Genomic DNA, 14,739 nt, shown 5'->3' on the forward strand with positions numbered 1-14,739 from the left:
GTTCCGGGCCTTCCGGCGTTCACGTACTGTCACCCTCCGCGTTATGACAGTGCGTCATGTACTGGTGGTCGTCCGGCTACCGGTACTGAATGCCCCACAGGTTGCTGTTCTTCTTGACCGGCGCCACGTTGTTGCTCTTCTTCCAGACCTTCTCCTTCTTGCAGGTGCCGCCGCTCTTGGGGACCCACCTGTACTTGGTGACGCTGAAGCCCTTCGCCTCGTGCTGCATCATGAGGCGGCCCATGGTCTTGCCCTTCTTCTTCTGGACCGTGGCCGAGTAGGACCAGGTGTCGGACTTCGACCACGACTTGCCGAGGGAAACGCTGAACGAGGTCGAGGCCTTGGCGAAGATGACGCCCGCCTCGGCGCCGACGGTCGCCGTGCCGGTCGCGGTCCAGGTGCCCGTTCTGTTCTTGGTGTAGCCGAGGGTCACGCCCGGCTTGCCCCAGTCGCTGTGGATGTTGGTGTTCACCCAGACGGTCTTCTTGTCGCCGATGGAATAGAACGCCGGACCGTCGCACATGGCGCCCGCGGAGGCGGGCGCGGCGGTCGCGCCGACGAGGCCGGCACCGAGCAGGGCGGTGGATGCGAGAGTGGCTATGGCACGCTTCACGCGGATTCTCCAGGTTGATTGCGGTTCGGTGTGCTGCAAGCCCTAACCCTTCTCTCAACTCGCTTGCGACGAAAGCGATTTGAGGGACCTTTGAGCTTCTTGTGCCGGATGTGAGGGGCGACCTGCGGGTGGGCGGCCGTGAGGGCTCCCGGAAGCAATCGCTCCGGGAGCTGTTCTATGCATTCAGGGCTCATGTCCAGGTTTCGGATGTCGTGGGCCGTCCGGGTCACTCGGAGGTGGCCGCCGTTTTGCGGACGAGCCCCTTTCGCGACGGTCCATCCGGTGGTTCTTGTGAGAGATACACACGTATGGGCGAAGTTAGGGTGCATTTGTAGTGCTCCGGGGCGATATTTGGCTCTAACGACCTCACCCGCGATAGAGAGTGGATCAGTGAGCGGCGTCCTGCGGCTTCGAATCCGAGGCGGAGGAGGGAAGCGACGCGAGGGGGGTTCCTCCCGCGCGAGCAGGTTCGAACGCGGGGGAGTCGTTGACCGACGACAACGCCGGAGGCGGAGTCGCAGGGCGTCGGGAGCCCGCTCTCTATCGCGGGTGAGGTCGTAAGTGTGAGGAAGACCTAAAGGAGGCACTCCATGCGCGGAGCCACACAGGCCAAGTGGGCCGCATGTGCGGTGGCCGTCGCCCTGGCGGCGACGGCCTGTGGCGGCGGGGGCAGCGGCGGCGGTGGTGGCGGTGGCGGTGGGGCCAATGGAATCGTGAGTTCCTCCTGGGGCGACCCGCAGAACCCCCTCGAACCCGCGAACACCAACGAGGTGCAGGGCGGCAAAGTCCTCGACATGATCTTCCGGGGACTCAAGAGGTACGACCCGAAGACCGGCGCGGCCATGAACATGCTCGCCGAGAAGATCGACACCAAGGACAACCAGAACTTCACGATCACCGTGAAGGACGGCTGGACCTTCAGTAACGGCGAGAAGATCACCGCGAAGTCGTTCGTGGACGCGTGGAACTACGGCGCCCTGCTGAAGAGCCATCAGAAGAACGCGTACTTCTTCGGTTACATCGACGGATACGACAAGGTCCACCCGGCGACCGGCAACGCTTCCGCAAACACGCTCTCCGGCCTCAAGCTCGTCAACGACAAGACCTTCACCGTCAAGCTGATGCAGAAGTTCTCGCTGTGGCCCGACACCCTCGGCTACCCGGCCTTCGCCCCGCTGCCCAAGGCCTTCTTCACCGACCACGCCGCCTGGGTGTCCAAGCCGATCGGCAATGGCCCGTACACCATCGACAAGTACACCAAGGGCTCGTCGATGAACCTGCGCAAGTGGGACAAGTACCCCGGGGACGACAAGGCGCAGAACGGCGGCATCGACCTCAAGGTCTACACCGACAGCAACACCGCCTACACCGACCTGACGGCCGGCAACCTCGATCTCGTCGACGACGTACCCGCCTCGCAGCTGAAGAACGTCAAGGCGGACCTCGGCGACCGGTACATCAACACCCCGGCCGGCATCATCCAGACCCTCGCCTTCCCCTTCTACGACAAGAAGTGGGACACCCCCGGCGGCATCAAGGTCCGTCAGGGCCTCTCGATGGCGATCAACCGCGATCAGATCACCAGCCAGATCTTCCAGAAGACCCGCACCCCCGCCTCCGACTGGACCTCCCCGGTCCTCGGCGCGCACGGCGGCTTCAAGGAGGGGCTGTGCGGCGCGCCCTGCCAGTACAACGCGGCGAACGCCAAGAAGCTGATCCAGGAGGGCGGCGGCATCCCCGGCGGCCAGCTCAAGATCTCGTACAACGCGGACACCGGCTCGCACAAGGAGTGGGTCGACGCCGTCTGCAACAGCATCAACAAGGTGATGGGCAACAACAAGGCGTGCGTCGGCGGCCCGGTCGGCACCTTCGCCGACTTCCGCAGCCAGGTCTCCCAGCAGAGGCTGAGAGGCGCCTGGCGGGCCGGCTGGCAGATGGACTACCCGCTGATCCAGAACTTCCTGCAGCCGGTGTACTACACCGACGCCTCCTCCAACGACGGCAAGTGGAGCAGCAAGAAGTTCGACGACCTCGTCAACAGGGCCAACGCCGAGTCCGACAAGGCCAAGGCCGTCTCGACCTTCCAGGACGCGGAGAAGGTCCTGGTCGAGCAGATGCCCGTCATCCCGCTCTGGTACCAGAACGGCAGCGCCGGGTACTCGGACCGGGTCTCCCATGTGTCGCTGAACCAGTTCAGCGTCCCGGTGTACGAGCAGATCAAGGTCAAGTGACCCGTTGAGGCCGGGTGGCCGGTGCCAGGAACGAACGCACCGGCCACCCGGCTTCCGCATCCCCTCGGCGCGTCACTCCCCGGCCCGAGCCTTTGCCCCCGCGACCCCCCGGAGCCCCTCATGGGACGTTATGTGATCCGGCGGCTGCTGCAGATGATCCCGGTCTTCTTCGGCGCCACGCTGTTGATCTTCCTCATGGTGAACGTGATGGGCGACCCCATCGCGGGCCTCTGCGGCGAACGCCAGTGCGACCCGGCGACCGCAGCCCAACTCCGGTCGGAATTCGGCCTCGACAAGCCGGTCTGGCAGCAATACGCCACCTACATGGGCAACGTCTTCACCGGCGACTTCGGCACCGCGTTCAACGGGCAGAAGGTCACCGAACTGATGGGCAGCGCCTTCCCCGTCACCATCCGGCTCACCGTCGTCGCGATCGTCTTCGAAGTCGTCATCGGCATCAGCCTCGGCGTCGTCACCGGTCTGCGCCGGGGCCGCCCCATCGACACCACCGTGCTCATCCTCACCCTGGTCGTCATCTCCGTCCCGACCTTCGTCACCGGTCTGCTGCTCCAGCTCCTCCTCGGAGTGGAGTGGGGCGTCATCAAACCGTCCGTCTCACCGGAGGCGTCCTTCAACGAGCTCCTCATCCCGGGACTCGTCCTCGCCTCGGTCTCCCTGGCGTACGTCACCCGGCTCACCCGGACCTCGATCGCCGAGAACGCCCGTGCCGACTACGTCCGTACCGCCGTCGCCAAGGGACTGCCCAGGCGCCGCGTCGTCATCCGGCATCTGCTGCGCAACTCGCTGATCCCCGTCGTCACCTTCATCGGTACGGACGTGGGCGCCCTGATGGGCGGGGCGATCGTCACCGAGCGGATCTTCAACATCCATGGCGTCGGCTACCAGCTCTACCAGGGCATCCTGCGCCAGAACTCTCAGACCGTCGTCGGGTTCGTCACCATTCTGGTCCTCGTGTTCCTGGCGGCGAACCTGATCGTCGACCTGCTGTACGCCGTTCTCGACCCGAGGATCCGCTATGCCTGAGCAGACACCGGACGAGGCGATCTCACCGGCCGGCGCGGGAGGCGTCATGGACCTGGCACTGGAGGAGGGCGCGACCCTCGAAAAGACGCCGGGCGGCCCCGAGGGCACCGGCCCCGCCGAGAAGCCGCGCAGTCTGTGGTCCGACGCCTGGCGGGACCTGCGCCGCAACCCGGTCTTCCTCATCTCCGCGCTGATCATCCTCTTCCTGGTGATCATCTCGATCTGGCCGTCGCTGATCGCCGATCAGGACCCCCTGAACTGCAACCTGGGCAAGGCCCAGGAGGGCTCCCAGCCCGGCCACCCCTTCGGCTTCGACGGACAGGGCTGCGACGTCTACACCCGTACCGTCTACGGCGCCAGGAACTCCGTCACCGTCGGCGTCTGCGCCACCCTGGGCGTCACCCTGCTCGGCGGCTTCCTCGGCGGCCTGGCCGGATTCTTCGGCGGCTGGTGGGACTCCGTGCTCTCCCGCCTCACCGATGTCTTCTTCGGCATCCCCGTCGTCCTCGGCGGCCTGGTCTTCCTCTCCGTCGTCATCAGCTCCACCGTCTGGCCGGTGATCGGCTTCATCGTGCTGCTGGGCTGGCCGCAGATCGCCCGCATCGCCCGGGGCTCCGTGATCACCGCCAAACAGAACGACTACGTACAGGCGGCACGCGCGCTCGGCGCCTCCAACGCGCGGATGATGCTGCGCCACATCACCCCGAACGCCATCGCGCCGGTGATCGTCGTCGCGACCATCGCGCTCGGTACGTACATCTCGCTGGAGGCGACCCTCTCGTTCCTCGGCGTCGGCCTGAAACCGCCGGCCGTCTCCTGGGGCATCGACATCTCCGCCGCCTCCCAGTACATCCGCAACGCCCCGCACATGCTGCTCTGGCCCGCCGGAGCGCTGGCGGTCACCGTGCTCGCGTTCATCATGCTCGGCGACGCGGTGCGCGACGCCCTCGACCCCAAGCTGCGCTGAGGAGCCCGCTGCCATGTTGCTCGAAGTGCGCGATCTGCACGTGGAGTTCCACACCCGCGACGGGGTGGCCAAAGCCGTCAATGGGGTCAACTACTCGGTGGCCGAGGGCGAGACGCTGGCCGTCCTCGGCGAATCCGGCTCCGGCAAGTCGGTCACCGCACAGGCCGTCATGGGCATCCTCGACATGCCCCCCGGGAAGATCAGCGGCGGCGAGATCCTTTTCAAGGACCGGGACCTGCTGAAGATGAAGAAGGACGAACGCCGGAAGATCCGCGGCCAGGAGATGGCCATGATCTTCCAGGACGCTCTCTCCTCGCTCAACCCCGTGCTCAGCGTGGGGGAGCAGCTCGGCGAGATGTTCGTCGTCCACCGCGGGATGTCCCACAAGGACGCCAGGCGCAAGGCCGTCGAACTGATGGACCGGGTCCGCATCCCGGCCGCGAGGGAACGCGTCGGGAACTATCCGCACCAGTTCTCCGGCGGCATGCGCCAGCGCATCATGATCGCCATGGCGATGGCGCTGGAACCCTCGCTGATCATCGCCGACGAACCCACCACCGCCCTCGACGTGACCGTCCAGGCCCAGGTGATGGACCTGCTCGCCGAGCTCCAGCGCGAACTGAACATGGGCCTGATCCTGATCACCCACGACCTCGGCGTGGTCGCGGACGTCGCCGATTACATCGCCGTGATGTACGCGGGCCGGATCGTCGAGACCGCCCCCGTCCACGAGATCTACCGGGCACCCGCCCACCCGTACACCAAGGGTCTGCTCCGGTCGATCCCGCGCCTGGACCAGAAGGGCCAGGAGCTGTACGCGATCAAGGGCCTGCCGCCCAACCTGCTGCGCATCCCGCCCGGCTGCGCCTTCCACCCGCGCTGCCCGATGGCCCAGGAGATCTGCCGGGGCGAGGTACCGCCGCTGTTCGAGGTGGCCGAGAACCGCGAGAGCGCCTGCTATTTCTGGAGGGAGACGCTCGATGCACGCTGAACAGGGGAGCTCCCGCGCGGGCGGCGAACCCATTCTGGAAGTCCGCGATCTCGTCAAGCACTACCCGCTGACCCAGGGCATCCTGATCAAGAAGCAGATCGGCGCCGTCAAGGCGGTCGACGGGGTCTCCTTCGACCTGGCGGCGGGCGAGACGCTCGGCATCGTGGGGGAGTCGGGCTGCGGCAAGTCGACCATGGCCAGGATGCTGGTCCATCTGGAACAGCCGACGGCCGGCGCGATCAAGTACAAGGGCGAGGACATCACCAAGCTGTCGGGGCGCGCCCTGAAGGCCGTGCGCCGCAACATCCAGATGGTGTTCCAGGACCCGTACACCTCCCTCAACCCCCGGATGACGGTCGGTGACATCATCGGGGAGCCGTACGAGATCCACCCCGAGGTGGCCCCGAAGGGCGACCGGCGCCGCAGGGTCCAGGACCTGCTGGACGTCGTCGGGCTCAACCCGGAGTACATCAACCGCTATCCGCACCAGTTCTCCGGCGGCCAGCGCCAGCGCATCGGCATCGCCCGCGGCCTGGCCCTGAACCCCGAGATCATCGTCGCCGACGAACCCGTCTCCGCCCTCGACGTCTCCGTGCAGGCACAGGTCGTCAACCTGCTGGACCGGCTCCAGTCGGAGTTCCGGCTGAGTTACGTCTTCATCGCGCACGACCTGTCGATCGTCCGGCACATCTCCGACCGGGTCGGCGTGATGTACCTGGGCCGGATCGTCGAGATCGGCACCGACGAGCAGATCTACGACCACCCCACACATCCGTACACCCAGGCACTGCTGTCCGCCGTCCCGGTGCCGGACCCGATGGCGCGCGAGCACCGGGAGCGGATCATCCTGCACGGCGACGTCCCCTCGCCCGCCAACCCGCCCTCCGGCTGCCCCTTCCGCACCCGCTGCTGGAAGGCACAGGAGCGGTGCGCACTGGAGGTGCCGCTGCTGGCGGTTCCGGCGGTCTTCCGGCTGACGGACACCCCGGCCATGCACGACTCGGCCTGTCACTTCGCGGAGGAGAAGCGGGTGGTGCCGCCGGAGGGGCTGCTGGAGACGCCGGGGGAGCTGCCGACGGAGCCGACGGAGCCGACGGAGGTACTGCCGGGGGAGTCGCCGGAGGAACTGCCGGGAAAGGCCGACGCGGCGGAGGAGGAGGGCGAGGCGGGATCCTCGGGCGCCGCGGGGCAGGAGGACGGGCCGTCGCCGTCCGGGAGCAGCCGGGCCCGCTGACCGCGAACGTGCTGACGCGCGGGCAACCCGGCCGTCCCACCTCCGATATACGAACACGCCACGATGGTCGTCGTACGGCCGTGCGGGTGCCGTGGACCGGCCGGGTGGCTTTCAAGTCTCCCCGGCCGACTGCCCGTTCAGGCATCATCCGGGCGATCCTCTTGTCCGGCGGGCGCGGGCCGGGGGAGTATCGATCGTGTGATACTCACGCGCGGAGCAAGGATCACCGGCGCTGTCCTCTGCGTCCTGCTCGCGGTGATCGTCGCGGGCTGGCTCGTACGGGATCTCCAGGCCGTCGACGATCCGGGGCGGTTGTGGAAGTACTGGGCGGGCTACTACGAGGTGCGGCCATCGGCGCCGCCCACCACCTCGGCCGACGACGTGATGCTGCTCGTGGCGTACGTGGTCGCCGCCGTCGCCGCCCTGCGGTCCTCGGTGGCCGCGACCGCGCTGGTCGCCACCGGAGTGGTCACCCTCGCCATGCGGCTCCCCGGACTCTGGAACATCGGTGAGGCCCCGATGGACGCCGCGTACTCCGACGGCCTCCGCACCCGCGCCGTCGTCTGCGCCTTCGTGGCCCTCGCGGCGGGCGTCGCGCTGATCATCACGGCGGGGGCCGGGCGCAGGCCGCCGCGCGACTTCTCCGAGGCCACCCCGGGCCGTCCGGGCCAGGGCGCCGGGGTGAGCGCCTTTCTGCTGCTGGGCGCTGCCGGAGCGCTCGTGATCGCCTGGGAGATCCGCCAGGCCGTGCGGTTCCCCGAGAGCTACCCCGACTGGTTCCTGGGCGGGAACCGGGTGATGCAGGCGCTGACCGACCCTCCGCCGGGCTGGAGCAGTGCGCTCGTCGCGCTGCTCTGTCTGTACGCGGGGACGAGCGCGCTCGGCCGCGCCGTGCACGCGCGGCCGTTCGGCCTGATCGCGGCCGGTGCGCTGCTGTCCGCCGGCGTGCTGGGAGTGGCCCGCGCCGTGCACTACGACTTCCTCGACCACTTCGGTGATCTGCCGGTCGAGGAGCAACTCACCGTACTGACCTGGCTCTTCGAAGTCGTCGTCGGAGCGGTGGTGCTCATCGTGCTGGCCCGGCGGGGCATCGCGGACACCCCCGCCCAGCCCCACCAGGGCTATGGGCAGGGGTACGGCTATCCGCGGCCCGGCGTCTTCGGCCCGCCGCCCCCGTCCCAGCCGCCGCCGGGCTGGTGACGGGGGACCGGCCGGCTCGGAGACGGTCAGGCCAGCAGCCCCAACGACCGCTTCAGGAAGTCTACTTGGAGCAGCAGCAGATTCTCCGCGACCTGCTCCTGCGGCGTCATGTGCGTCACCCCGCTGAGCGGCAGCACCTCGTGCGGGCGACCCGCCGACAGCAGCGCCGACGACAGCTTCAGCGAGTGCGCGACCACCACGTTGTCGTCCGCCAGACCATGGATGATCATCATCGGCCGGACCTCGTCGGCGGCCTCGGAGAGTCCGTCGTCCGTCAGCACCGAGTTGTGCGCGTACACCTCCGGCTGCTTCGCCGGGTCGCCGAGGTAGCGTTCGGTGTAGTGGGTGTCGTACAGCCGCTGGTCGGTCACCGGAGCGCCCACCACCGCCGCGTGGAAGACATCCGGCCGCCGTAGCACGGCCAGCGCCGCCAGATATCCGCCGAACGACCAGCCGCGGATCGCCACCCTGCCGAGATCCAGCGGGAACCGCCCGGCCAGCGCGTGCAGCGCCTCGATCTGGTCGTCCACGGTGAGGGCGATGTTGTCCTTGACGGCCTTCTCCCAGCCCGGTGAACGACCCGGCGTGCCACGGCCGTCCGCGACGACCACCGCGAAGCCCTGATCGGCGAACCACTGTGACGTCAGATGCGGATTGTGGGCGGCGAGCACCCGCCGGCCGTGCGGTCCGCCGTACGGATCCATGAGGACCGGAAGCGGACCGTCCGATTCCTTGTACCCGTCGGGGAGCAGCACGGCGCACGGAATTCGCCGTGCGCCCCCTTCGGTGAGGTGCACCCGTGCCGACAGGACCGGATCCTGCGCGAAGCTCGCCACGGTGGCGATCCGCTTGCCGCCCCGGAGCACCTCGGCACGGGCTCCCGGCCGGTCCAGGGACTGGGAGACCAGCACCGTCACCCCGCCGGCGCGGACCGCCGAATGCACCCCCGCCCCTTCGGAGATCCGCTCGATACCCAGTTCGTTGACCCGGTACACATGGCACTCGCCGATCTCCGGCTCCGCGGCCTCCTCGCCCGCCGACGCCGACACCAGGACATCCGAATCACCGATGTCCAGCACCGCCTTGAGCTGCAACTGCGCCCCGGTCAGCAGCCGGTCGCCGACCGCCAGCACCCGCGCCCCGCCCTCGTCCGCGATCCGCACGAGCCGCCCGTCCGGCGCCCAGGCGGGCACGCCGGGGAAGATTTCCAGCCAGACCGGGTCCTCGTCGACATGCACCGTCTGCGTCGTCCCGGTCTCCGTGTCCACCGCGAGGAACAGCTGGCTCTGCTGGTCACGTGCCTGTACGAGGAGCAGCGGAGCCCCGTCCGACGACCAGTGCACCTGAGCCAGATACGGATGGCGTGCCCGGTCCCAGACCACTTCGGTACGGCTGCCGTCCAGGCCCGTCACGAAGAGCCGCACCTCGGCGTTGGGCGTCCCCGCCGCCGGGTAGGCGACCTCGGCGGGCCTGCGGTCCGGGTGCGCGGGATCCGCGATCCACCACCGCTGTACGGGACTGTCGTCGACCCGCGCGACCAGCAGCCGGTCCGACTCCGGCGACCACCAGAAGCCCCGCGAGCGCTGCATTTCCTCGGCCGCGATGAACTCCGCCAGACCGTACGAGACGTTCTCCCCCTCCGGCTCCGCGAGCGCCCGGTCCCCGTCGCCGTCGGCGCCCACGACGCGCAGCGCGCCCTTGGACACGTACGCGATGTGCCGCCCGTCCGGCGAGGGCCGCGGGTCGATCACCGGACCGGGCACCGGCAGCGCCCGCGCCGTGCCCGCCCGCAACTCCGCGACGTACACCTTCCCGGAGAGCGCGAACGCGGCCAACTCGGCCGCCGCGTCCACCGCGTAGCCGACGATCCCCGAGGAGCCCTCACGGCTGCGCTCGCGCCGGGCCCGCTCCTGCGCCGACAGTCGCTCCGCCGAACCGCCCAGCAGCGTCCCGGGATCGGCGACGACGCGCTCCTTCGGCGCCCCGCCCTCCGGCAGGTCCAGCACCCACAGCCGGCCCGCCCGGTCCGTGCCCGAGCCCGACCGCAGGAAGATCACCCGCTCACCGTCGGGTGAAACGGTGAACGCGCGGGGAGCGCCGAGGGTGAATCGCATCGTCCTGGCGTGCTGGCGGGGAAACGAGATCTTCTGCGAAGTCATGGGCTCGAACCTAGCCCCCGACCACCCGGTCGTGCGCCCCTCGTGCTGCTGTGCCCCGATCAATGCGGTGCGACGGATAGTTATGATCCGTAGCGCTCGGTGGGTATGAACCTGCTGGCTCCGTGTGTGCTGACCGATCCGACCGTACTGATGGACTGATGGAGGTGAACCGCCGTGGCACTCTCGATTTCGGCGGTGGTGCTGCTGGCGATCGTCGTCTTCCTGTTGATCCGGAAATCCGGACTGAAGGGCGGACATGCGGTGGTCTGCGCGCTGCTCGGTTTCTATCTCGCCAGCTCGTCCATTGCACCCAGCATCTCGAACCTGACCACGAATGTGGCCGGCATGATCGGAAGCCTCAAGTTCTGAGCCCCGGTTTCGTGCTGCTGCCTGTGGTCGGCCGGTGTGCGGTCAGGGCCCGAGGCGCCGGGCTCGTAGGGTGGTCCCCATGACGGACCATCCCGCCCGGCGTCTGCTTCTGGTGCACGCGCACCCCGACGACGAGTCGATCAACAACGGCGCCACCATGGCCAGGTACGCGGCCGAGGGTGCCCAGGTGACCCTGGTGACCTGCACACTCGGCGAGGAGGGCGAGATCATCCTGCCCGCCCTCGCCCATCTCGCGGCGGACCGGGACGACACCCTGGGCCCCTACCGCCAGGGTGAACTCGCCGCGGCGATGAAGGAGCTGGGGGTCACCGACCACCGCTTCCTCGGCGGCCCCGGCCGCTTCCGCGACTCCGGAATGATGGGCGCCGAGCAGAACCACCGTCCCGGCGCCTTCTGGGACGCGGACGTGGACGCCGCCGCCGGGTACCTCGTGGAGGTGATCCGCTCGGTGCGCCCACAGGTCCTCGTGACGTACGACCCCGACGGCGGCTACGGGCACCCCGACCACATCCAGGCGCACCGCGTCGCGATGCGGGCGGCGGAGCTGGCCGCCGACCCGGCGTACCGCACGGGACCGGACGCCCCGCACACCATCGAAAAGATCTACTGGAACCGGGTGCCGCGCACGGTGGCCGAAGCGGGCTTCGCGCGCCTGCGGGAGACGGCGCCGGACGCCTTCCCGGGGATCGCCGCCCTCGACGACGTACCGGGTGTGGTCGACGACACGAGGATCACCGCGCGGATCGACGGCTCGGCCCACGCGGCCGCCAAGAGCGCCGCGATGCGGGCCCATGCCACCCAGATCGTCGTCGACGGGCCCTTCTTCGCTCTCTCGAACGACCTCGGCCAGCCCGTCTTCACCACCGAGTACTACGAGTTGGTACGCGGCGCCTCCGGGGCCACTCAAGGGGCCCGCGAGGACGACCTGTTCGCCGGACTGCCGGAAGCGGACGCACCGCGGGCGGGCGTACCGGAAGCGGACACAGCAGGGGCCGACGCACCGGAAGCGGACGCACGGGAAGCGGGCGTGCACGGAGCCGACGTGTCGGGAGCCGAGCGATGAGCGACGGCAAGCAGCGCACGCCGCGCACGGGCACGCCCGCCAAGGGCACCGCGGCCACCGGGCTCGCCGCGCCCCTCAACCCCGGGCGGATCGCCGCCTATGTGGGCCTCGCCGTCCTCGGCGCGCTCGTCGGGATCGCCGGGGCACTGGTCCAAGCGGCCTGGTTCCCCGCCGGATTACTGCTCGCGCTGGCCGCGTGCGCCGGACTGTTCTACGGCGGGCGCTGCGTCTTCGGCACCCAGCTCGGCGCCCTGGCCCCGGCCGCGGGCTGGCTGATTTCGGTCGTCGTGCTGCTCGGCGGACGGCCGGAAGGCGACTATGTTTTCGGCGATGAACTGGGCCTCACCCTCTTCATGCTGGGCGGGATGGTCGTCGCTGTGATCTGTGCCACCATGTCGCGGTCGCCGCGAACGGACGCCGACAGCGGCCGACCTGGCAAGTAATGTGCCACGTCCGATCCCGTAATGCCCCTTGTCCGTCCGGCGGTCGCGCAGCCGTTTGCCCCGGTGGCGCGGTGTCTGCCGGCGGCGGCCAGTAAAGTGGTTCGCGCGCCGAGCCGTCCCCTGGCCTGCGGCATGGGGGAAGTACGGGCGGCGGAGCCAATCGGGAGAACCTGCTTTGAGTCGTGAAACTGACAGTTCGTCCTCCGGGCCCCAGGGGCGTGGAGGAGCCGCGTACCCCTCGGGGACGCCGCCGTACGGATCCCGCCAGTATCCGTCGTTGCACCCTTCGCAGGACGCCCCGGAGGGGGCCCCGGAGCCTGCGGAACCGCCTCGGTCCGAAGAGCCGAGGACCGAGACGACACTGACGACGCGCATCCGGATCAACATCCCGGGCTCGCGTCCCATCCCGCCCGTCGTCATGCGTACGCCCATGAGTGAAGCCGACGCCACCGAAGCCGAGCGCACGAGCAGCATCCCGCGCCCCGCCTCGCCCGCGCCGAGCGGTGCGTCGGACACGGCCGACACCGCACCGGCCGCCGAGGCAAGACCCGGTTCTGCGAGGGCGGAACCGGCTGCCGAGAAGCCGGCCAGGGAGAAGAGCGGCAGCGACTGGTTCGCCCCGCGCAAAACCCCCACGAACACCTCGGTCGTCGGCTCCGGCGCGCCCGGTGGCGCCGACGGCCCCAAGGCCGCCGCGCCCACCCCGCCCCGCGCCGACCTGCCGTACTTCTCGGACGGTCCCCAGCGCACGGGCGAGCAGGACGCGCCCCGCCCCGGCACGTCCGGCGGCCCGCGTCCCACGCCCGACCTCGGCGTGCGTACACCCGGCCCCTCCGGACCGACCACGGGCGTCACCGGCACGTCGGCCCTGACGCCGAACCTCGACCGGGCGGGCGGCTTCGACATGGCGGGCCCCGGGGGTTCCGCGGGCCCGCAGGGCCAGGGTCCCGGCGCCCCCGGTGGCGTGCCCGGGCGTATGTCCGACGACACGGCGGTGCTGACGCCCCAGTCGCCGGCCCCGGCCCCGGCCGGCCGGGGCGGCAACGTCTCCGGTGACACGCTCACCAGCGGCATCCCCGTCGTCCCGCCGGAGCACCGCTCGCCGTTCCCGCCCCCGTCCCCGTTCGCGGGCGGCCCCGGCGGTGGGCGGCCCGACCTGACGCCCGGTCTCGCGGACGACGCGATGGGCACCGGTCCGGCCGGGCCCGGCGGTCCCGCGACCCCGTCGCCCGGTCCCGCCGCGCGCCGCGCCTCGCCGACCCCGCCCGCGAAGAAGAAGGGCCGCTCCAAGCTGGTCCTCCTCTGCGCCGGTGTTGTCGTCCTGCTCGGTGTCGCGTACGGCGCCGGGCTGCTGATGAACCACTCCGACGTCCCCAAGGGCACCACGGTCCTCGGCGTCGACATCGGCGGCGGCACGAAGGAGGAGGGCGTCGCGAAGTTGGACACCGCCCTCGGCAAGCGCGCCCAGGCCCCCCTCCAACTGTCCGTGGACGGCAAGAAGACCGAGCTCGCACCGGACAAGGCGGGGCTCGGCCTGGACAGCCAGGAGACCGTGCGCTCGGCCGCGGGCAGCGACTACAACCCGCTCTCCGTCATCGGCTCCCTCTTCGGCAGCAAGCGCGTCGTCGACCCGGTGATCCCGGTGGACGAGGAGAAGCTCGGGGTCGCGCTCACGGACCTGGCGGGCGTCTCCGGCTCGGCCAACGACGGCACGATCCGCTTCGAGCCGGGCAAGGCCGTCGCCGTACCCGGCAAGGCGGGCAAGGCGCTGGACGTCAACAAGTCGCTGATCTCGGTGCGCGACGCGTACCGGGCCCAGGTGGAGACCGGCCGGACGGCCACCGTCCAACTGCCCGTCACCAGCCGCGAACCCACCATCAGCCAGGCCGAACTGGACCGGGCGATGAAGGAATTCGCGCAGCCCGCGATGTCCGGCCTGATCACCATCAAGGCCGGTCCCAAGCAGATCCAGTTCGGCCCGGCCAAGTCGCTGCCGAAGATCCTGACGATGGTGCCGGTCAACGGCCGGCTGGTCGAGCACTACGACAAGAAGGCCATCGACACCCTCTGCGAAGGCGTCTTCGACGGCATCATGGTCACCAAGGGCGACGGCAAGAAGCACCAGCTCGGCGCGGACGACGTGGCGGCCGCCATGCAGACCGCGCTGGTCGGCAAGGACCCCGTCGCTCGGACCGTCACGATCGACCTCGGCGGCAACGGATAACCGCACCCGTACACCTGCACACCCGTACTTCTGTACACCGCTCCGCCCCCGTCCGGACCCCCGGCCGGGGGCGGCGCCGTGTCCGGGCGGGCGCAGCGCCCACAGTGCTCCGGCCGCCCGCCCGGCCGCCCGCCCCGCCACCGGCGTCACGCATTCCGCATGACATCTGTCATCCCGTTT

The 14,739-nt window shown here is 69.7% G+C and carries 12 protein-coding genes; 10 read left to right on the forward strand and 2 right to left on the reverse strand.

The window, feature by feature from the left end; translation table 11 throughout:
* Positions 1 to 76 precede the first annotated feature (76 nt).
* Entirely contained in the window at positions 77 to 613 is a 537-nt protein-coding gene (locus OG306_RS25155) for a hypothetical protein (protein WP_266748333.1), read from the reverse strand.
* Positions 614 to 1,203: 590 nt separating this feature from the next.
* Here OG306_RS25155 and OG306_RS25160 point away from each other — a divergent pair.
* The 6 genes from OG306_RS25160 (at position 1,204) to OG306_RS25185 (ending at position 8,280) form a co-directional block, all read left to right on the forward strand.
* Entirely contained in the window at positions 1,204 to 2,844 is a 1,641-nt protein-coding gene (locus tag OG306_RS25160; RefSeq protein ID WP_266748334.1) for a peptide ABC transporter substrate-binding protein, read from the forward strand.
* Between the two features lie 120 nt (positions 2,845 to 2,964).
* Entirely contained in the window at positions 2,965 to 3,888 is a 924-nt protein-coding gene (locus tag OG306_RS25165; RefSeq protein WP_266748335.1) for an ABC transporter permease, read from the forward strand.
* Positions 3,881 to 4,855, forward strand: coding sequence for an ABC transporter permease (locus OG306_RS25170; RefSeq protein WP_266748336.1), 975 nt, complete (start codon positions 3,881 to 3,883; stop codon positions 4,853 to 4,855). The genes OG306_RS25165 and OG306_RS25170 overlap by 8 nt, the downstream gene beginning before the upstream one ends.
* Positions 4,856 to 4,868: 13 nt before the next feature.
* Positions 4,869 to 5,846, forward strand: a complete 978-nt coding sequence (locus OG306_RS25175; protein WP_266748337.1) for an ABC transporter ATP-binding protein — start codon at positions 4,869 to 4,871, stop codon at positions 5,844 to 5,846.
* On the forward strand, positions 5,836 to 7,080 hold the full coding sequence (locus OG306_RS25180; protein ID WP_266748338.1) for an ABC transporter ATP-binding protein: 1,245 nt from the start codon (positions 5,836 to 5,838) through the stop codon (positions 7,078 to 7,080). The genes OG306_RS25175 and OG306_RS25180 overlap by 11 nt, the downstream gene beginning before the upstream one ends.
* Positions 7,081 to 7,278: 198 nt before the next feature.
* Positions 7,279 to 8,280 carry a hypothetical protein gene (locus OG306_RS25185; protein WP_266905530.1) on the forward strand — a complete coding sequence of 334 codons (1,002 nt, stop codon included), beginning with the start codon at positions 7,279 to 7,281 and terminating at the stop codon, positions 8,278 to 8,280.
* A 26-nt stretch (positions 8,281 to 8,306) separates the two neighbouring features.
* On the opposite strand, the gene OG306_RS25190 is transcribed toward OG306_RS25185, so the two are convergent.
* Positions 8,307 to 10,439 carry a S9 family peptidase gene (locus OG306_RS25190; protein WP_266748340.1) on the reverse strand — a complete coding sequence of 711 codons (2,133 nt, stop codon included), beginning with the start codon at positions 10,437 to 10,439 and terminating at the stop codon, positions 8,307 to 8,309.
* Between the two features lie 174 nt (positions 10,440 to 10,613).
* On the opposite strand from OG306_RS25190, the gene OG306_RS25195 reads away from it, so the two are divergent.
* The 4 genes from OG306_RS25195 (at position 10,614) to OG306_RS25210 (ending at position 14,559) form a co-directional block, all read left to right on the forward strand.
* On the forward strand, positions 10,614 to 10,808 hold the full coding sequence (locus OG306_RS25195) for a hypothetical protein (protein WP_093896879.1): 195 nt from the start codon (positions 10,614 to 10,616) through the stop codon (positions 10,806 to 10,808).
* A gap of 79 nt (positions 10,809 to 10,887) precedes the next feature.
* Positions 10,888 to 11,892, forward strand: a complete 1,005-nt coding sequence (mshB, locus tag OG306_RS25200) for an N-acetyl-1-D-myo-inositol-2-amino-2-deoxy-alpha-D-glucopyranoside deacetylase (protein WP_266748341.1) — start codon at positions 10,888 to 10,890, stop codon at positions 11,890 to 11,892.
* The gene (locus tag OG306_RS25205) at positions 11,889 to 12,335 is read left to right on the forward strand and encodes a DUF6113 family protein (protein ID WP_266748342.1); all 447 of its coding nucleotides are present in this window, start codon (positions 11,889 to 11,891) and stop codon (positions 12,333 to 12,335) included. The genes mshB and OG306_RS25205 overlap by 4 nt, the downstream gene beginning before the upstream one ends.
* Positions 12,336 to 12,510: 175 nt before the next feature.
* Positions 12,511 to 14,559 (forward strand): hypothetical protein, encoded by a 2,049-nt coding sequence (locus OG306_RS25210; protein ID WP_266905526.1) that lies wholly within the window; start codon positions 12,511 to 12,513, stop codon positions 14,557 to 14,559.
* The last annotated feature ends 180 nt before the right edge of the window (positions 14,560 to 14,739 follow it).

The organism is Streptomyces sp. NBC_01241 (assembly GCF_041435435.1).
Lineage (GTDB): Bacteria > Actinomycetota > Actinomycetes > Streptomycetales > Streptomycetaceae > Streptomyces.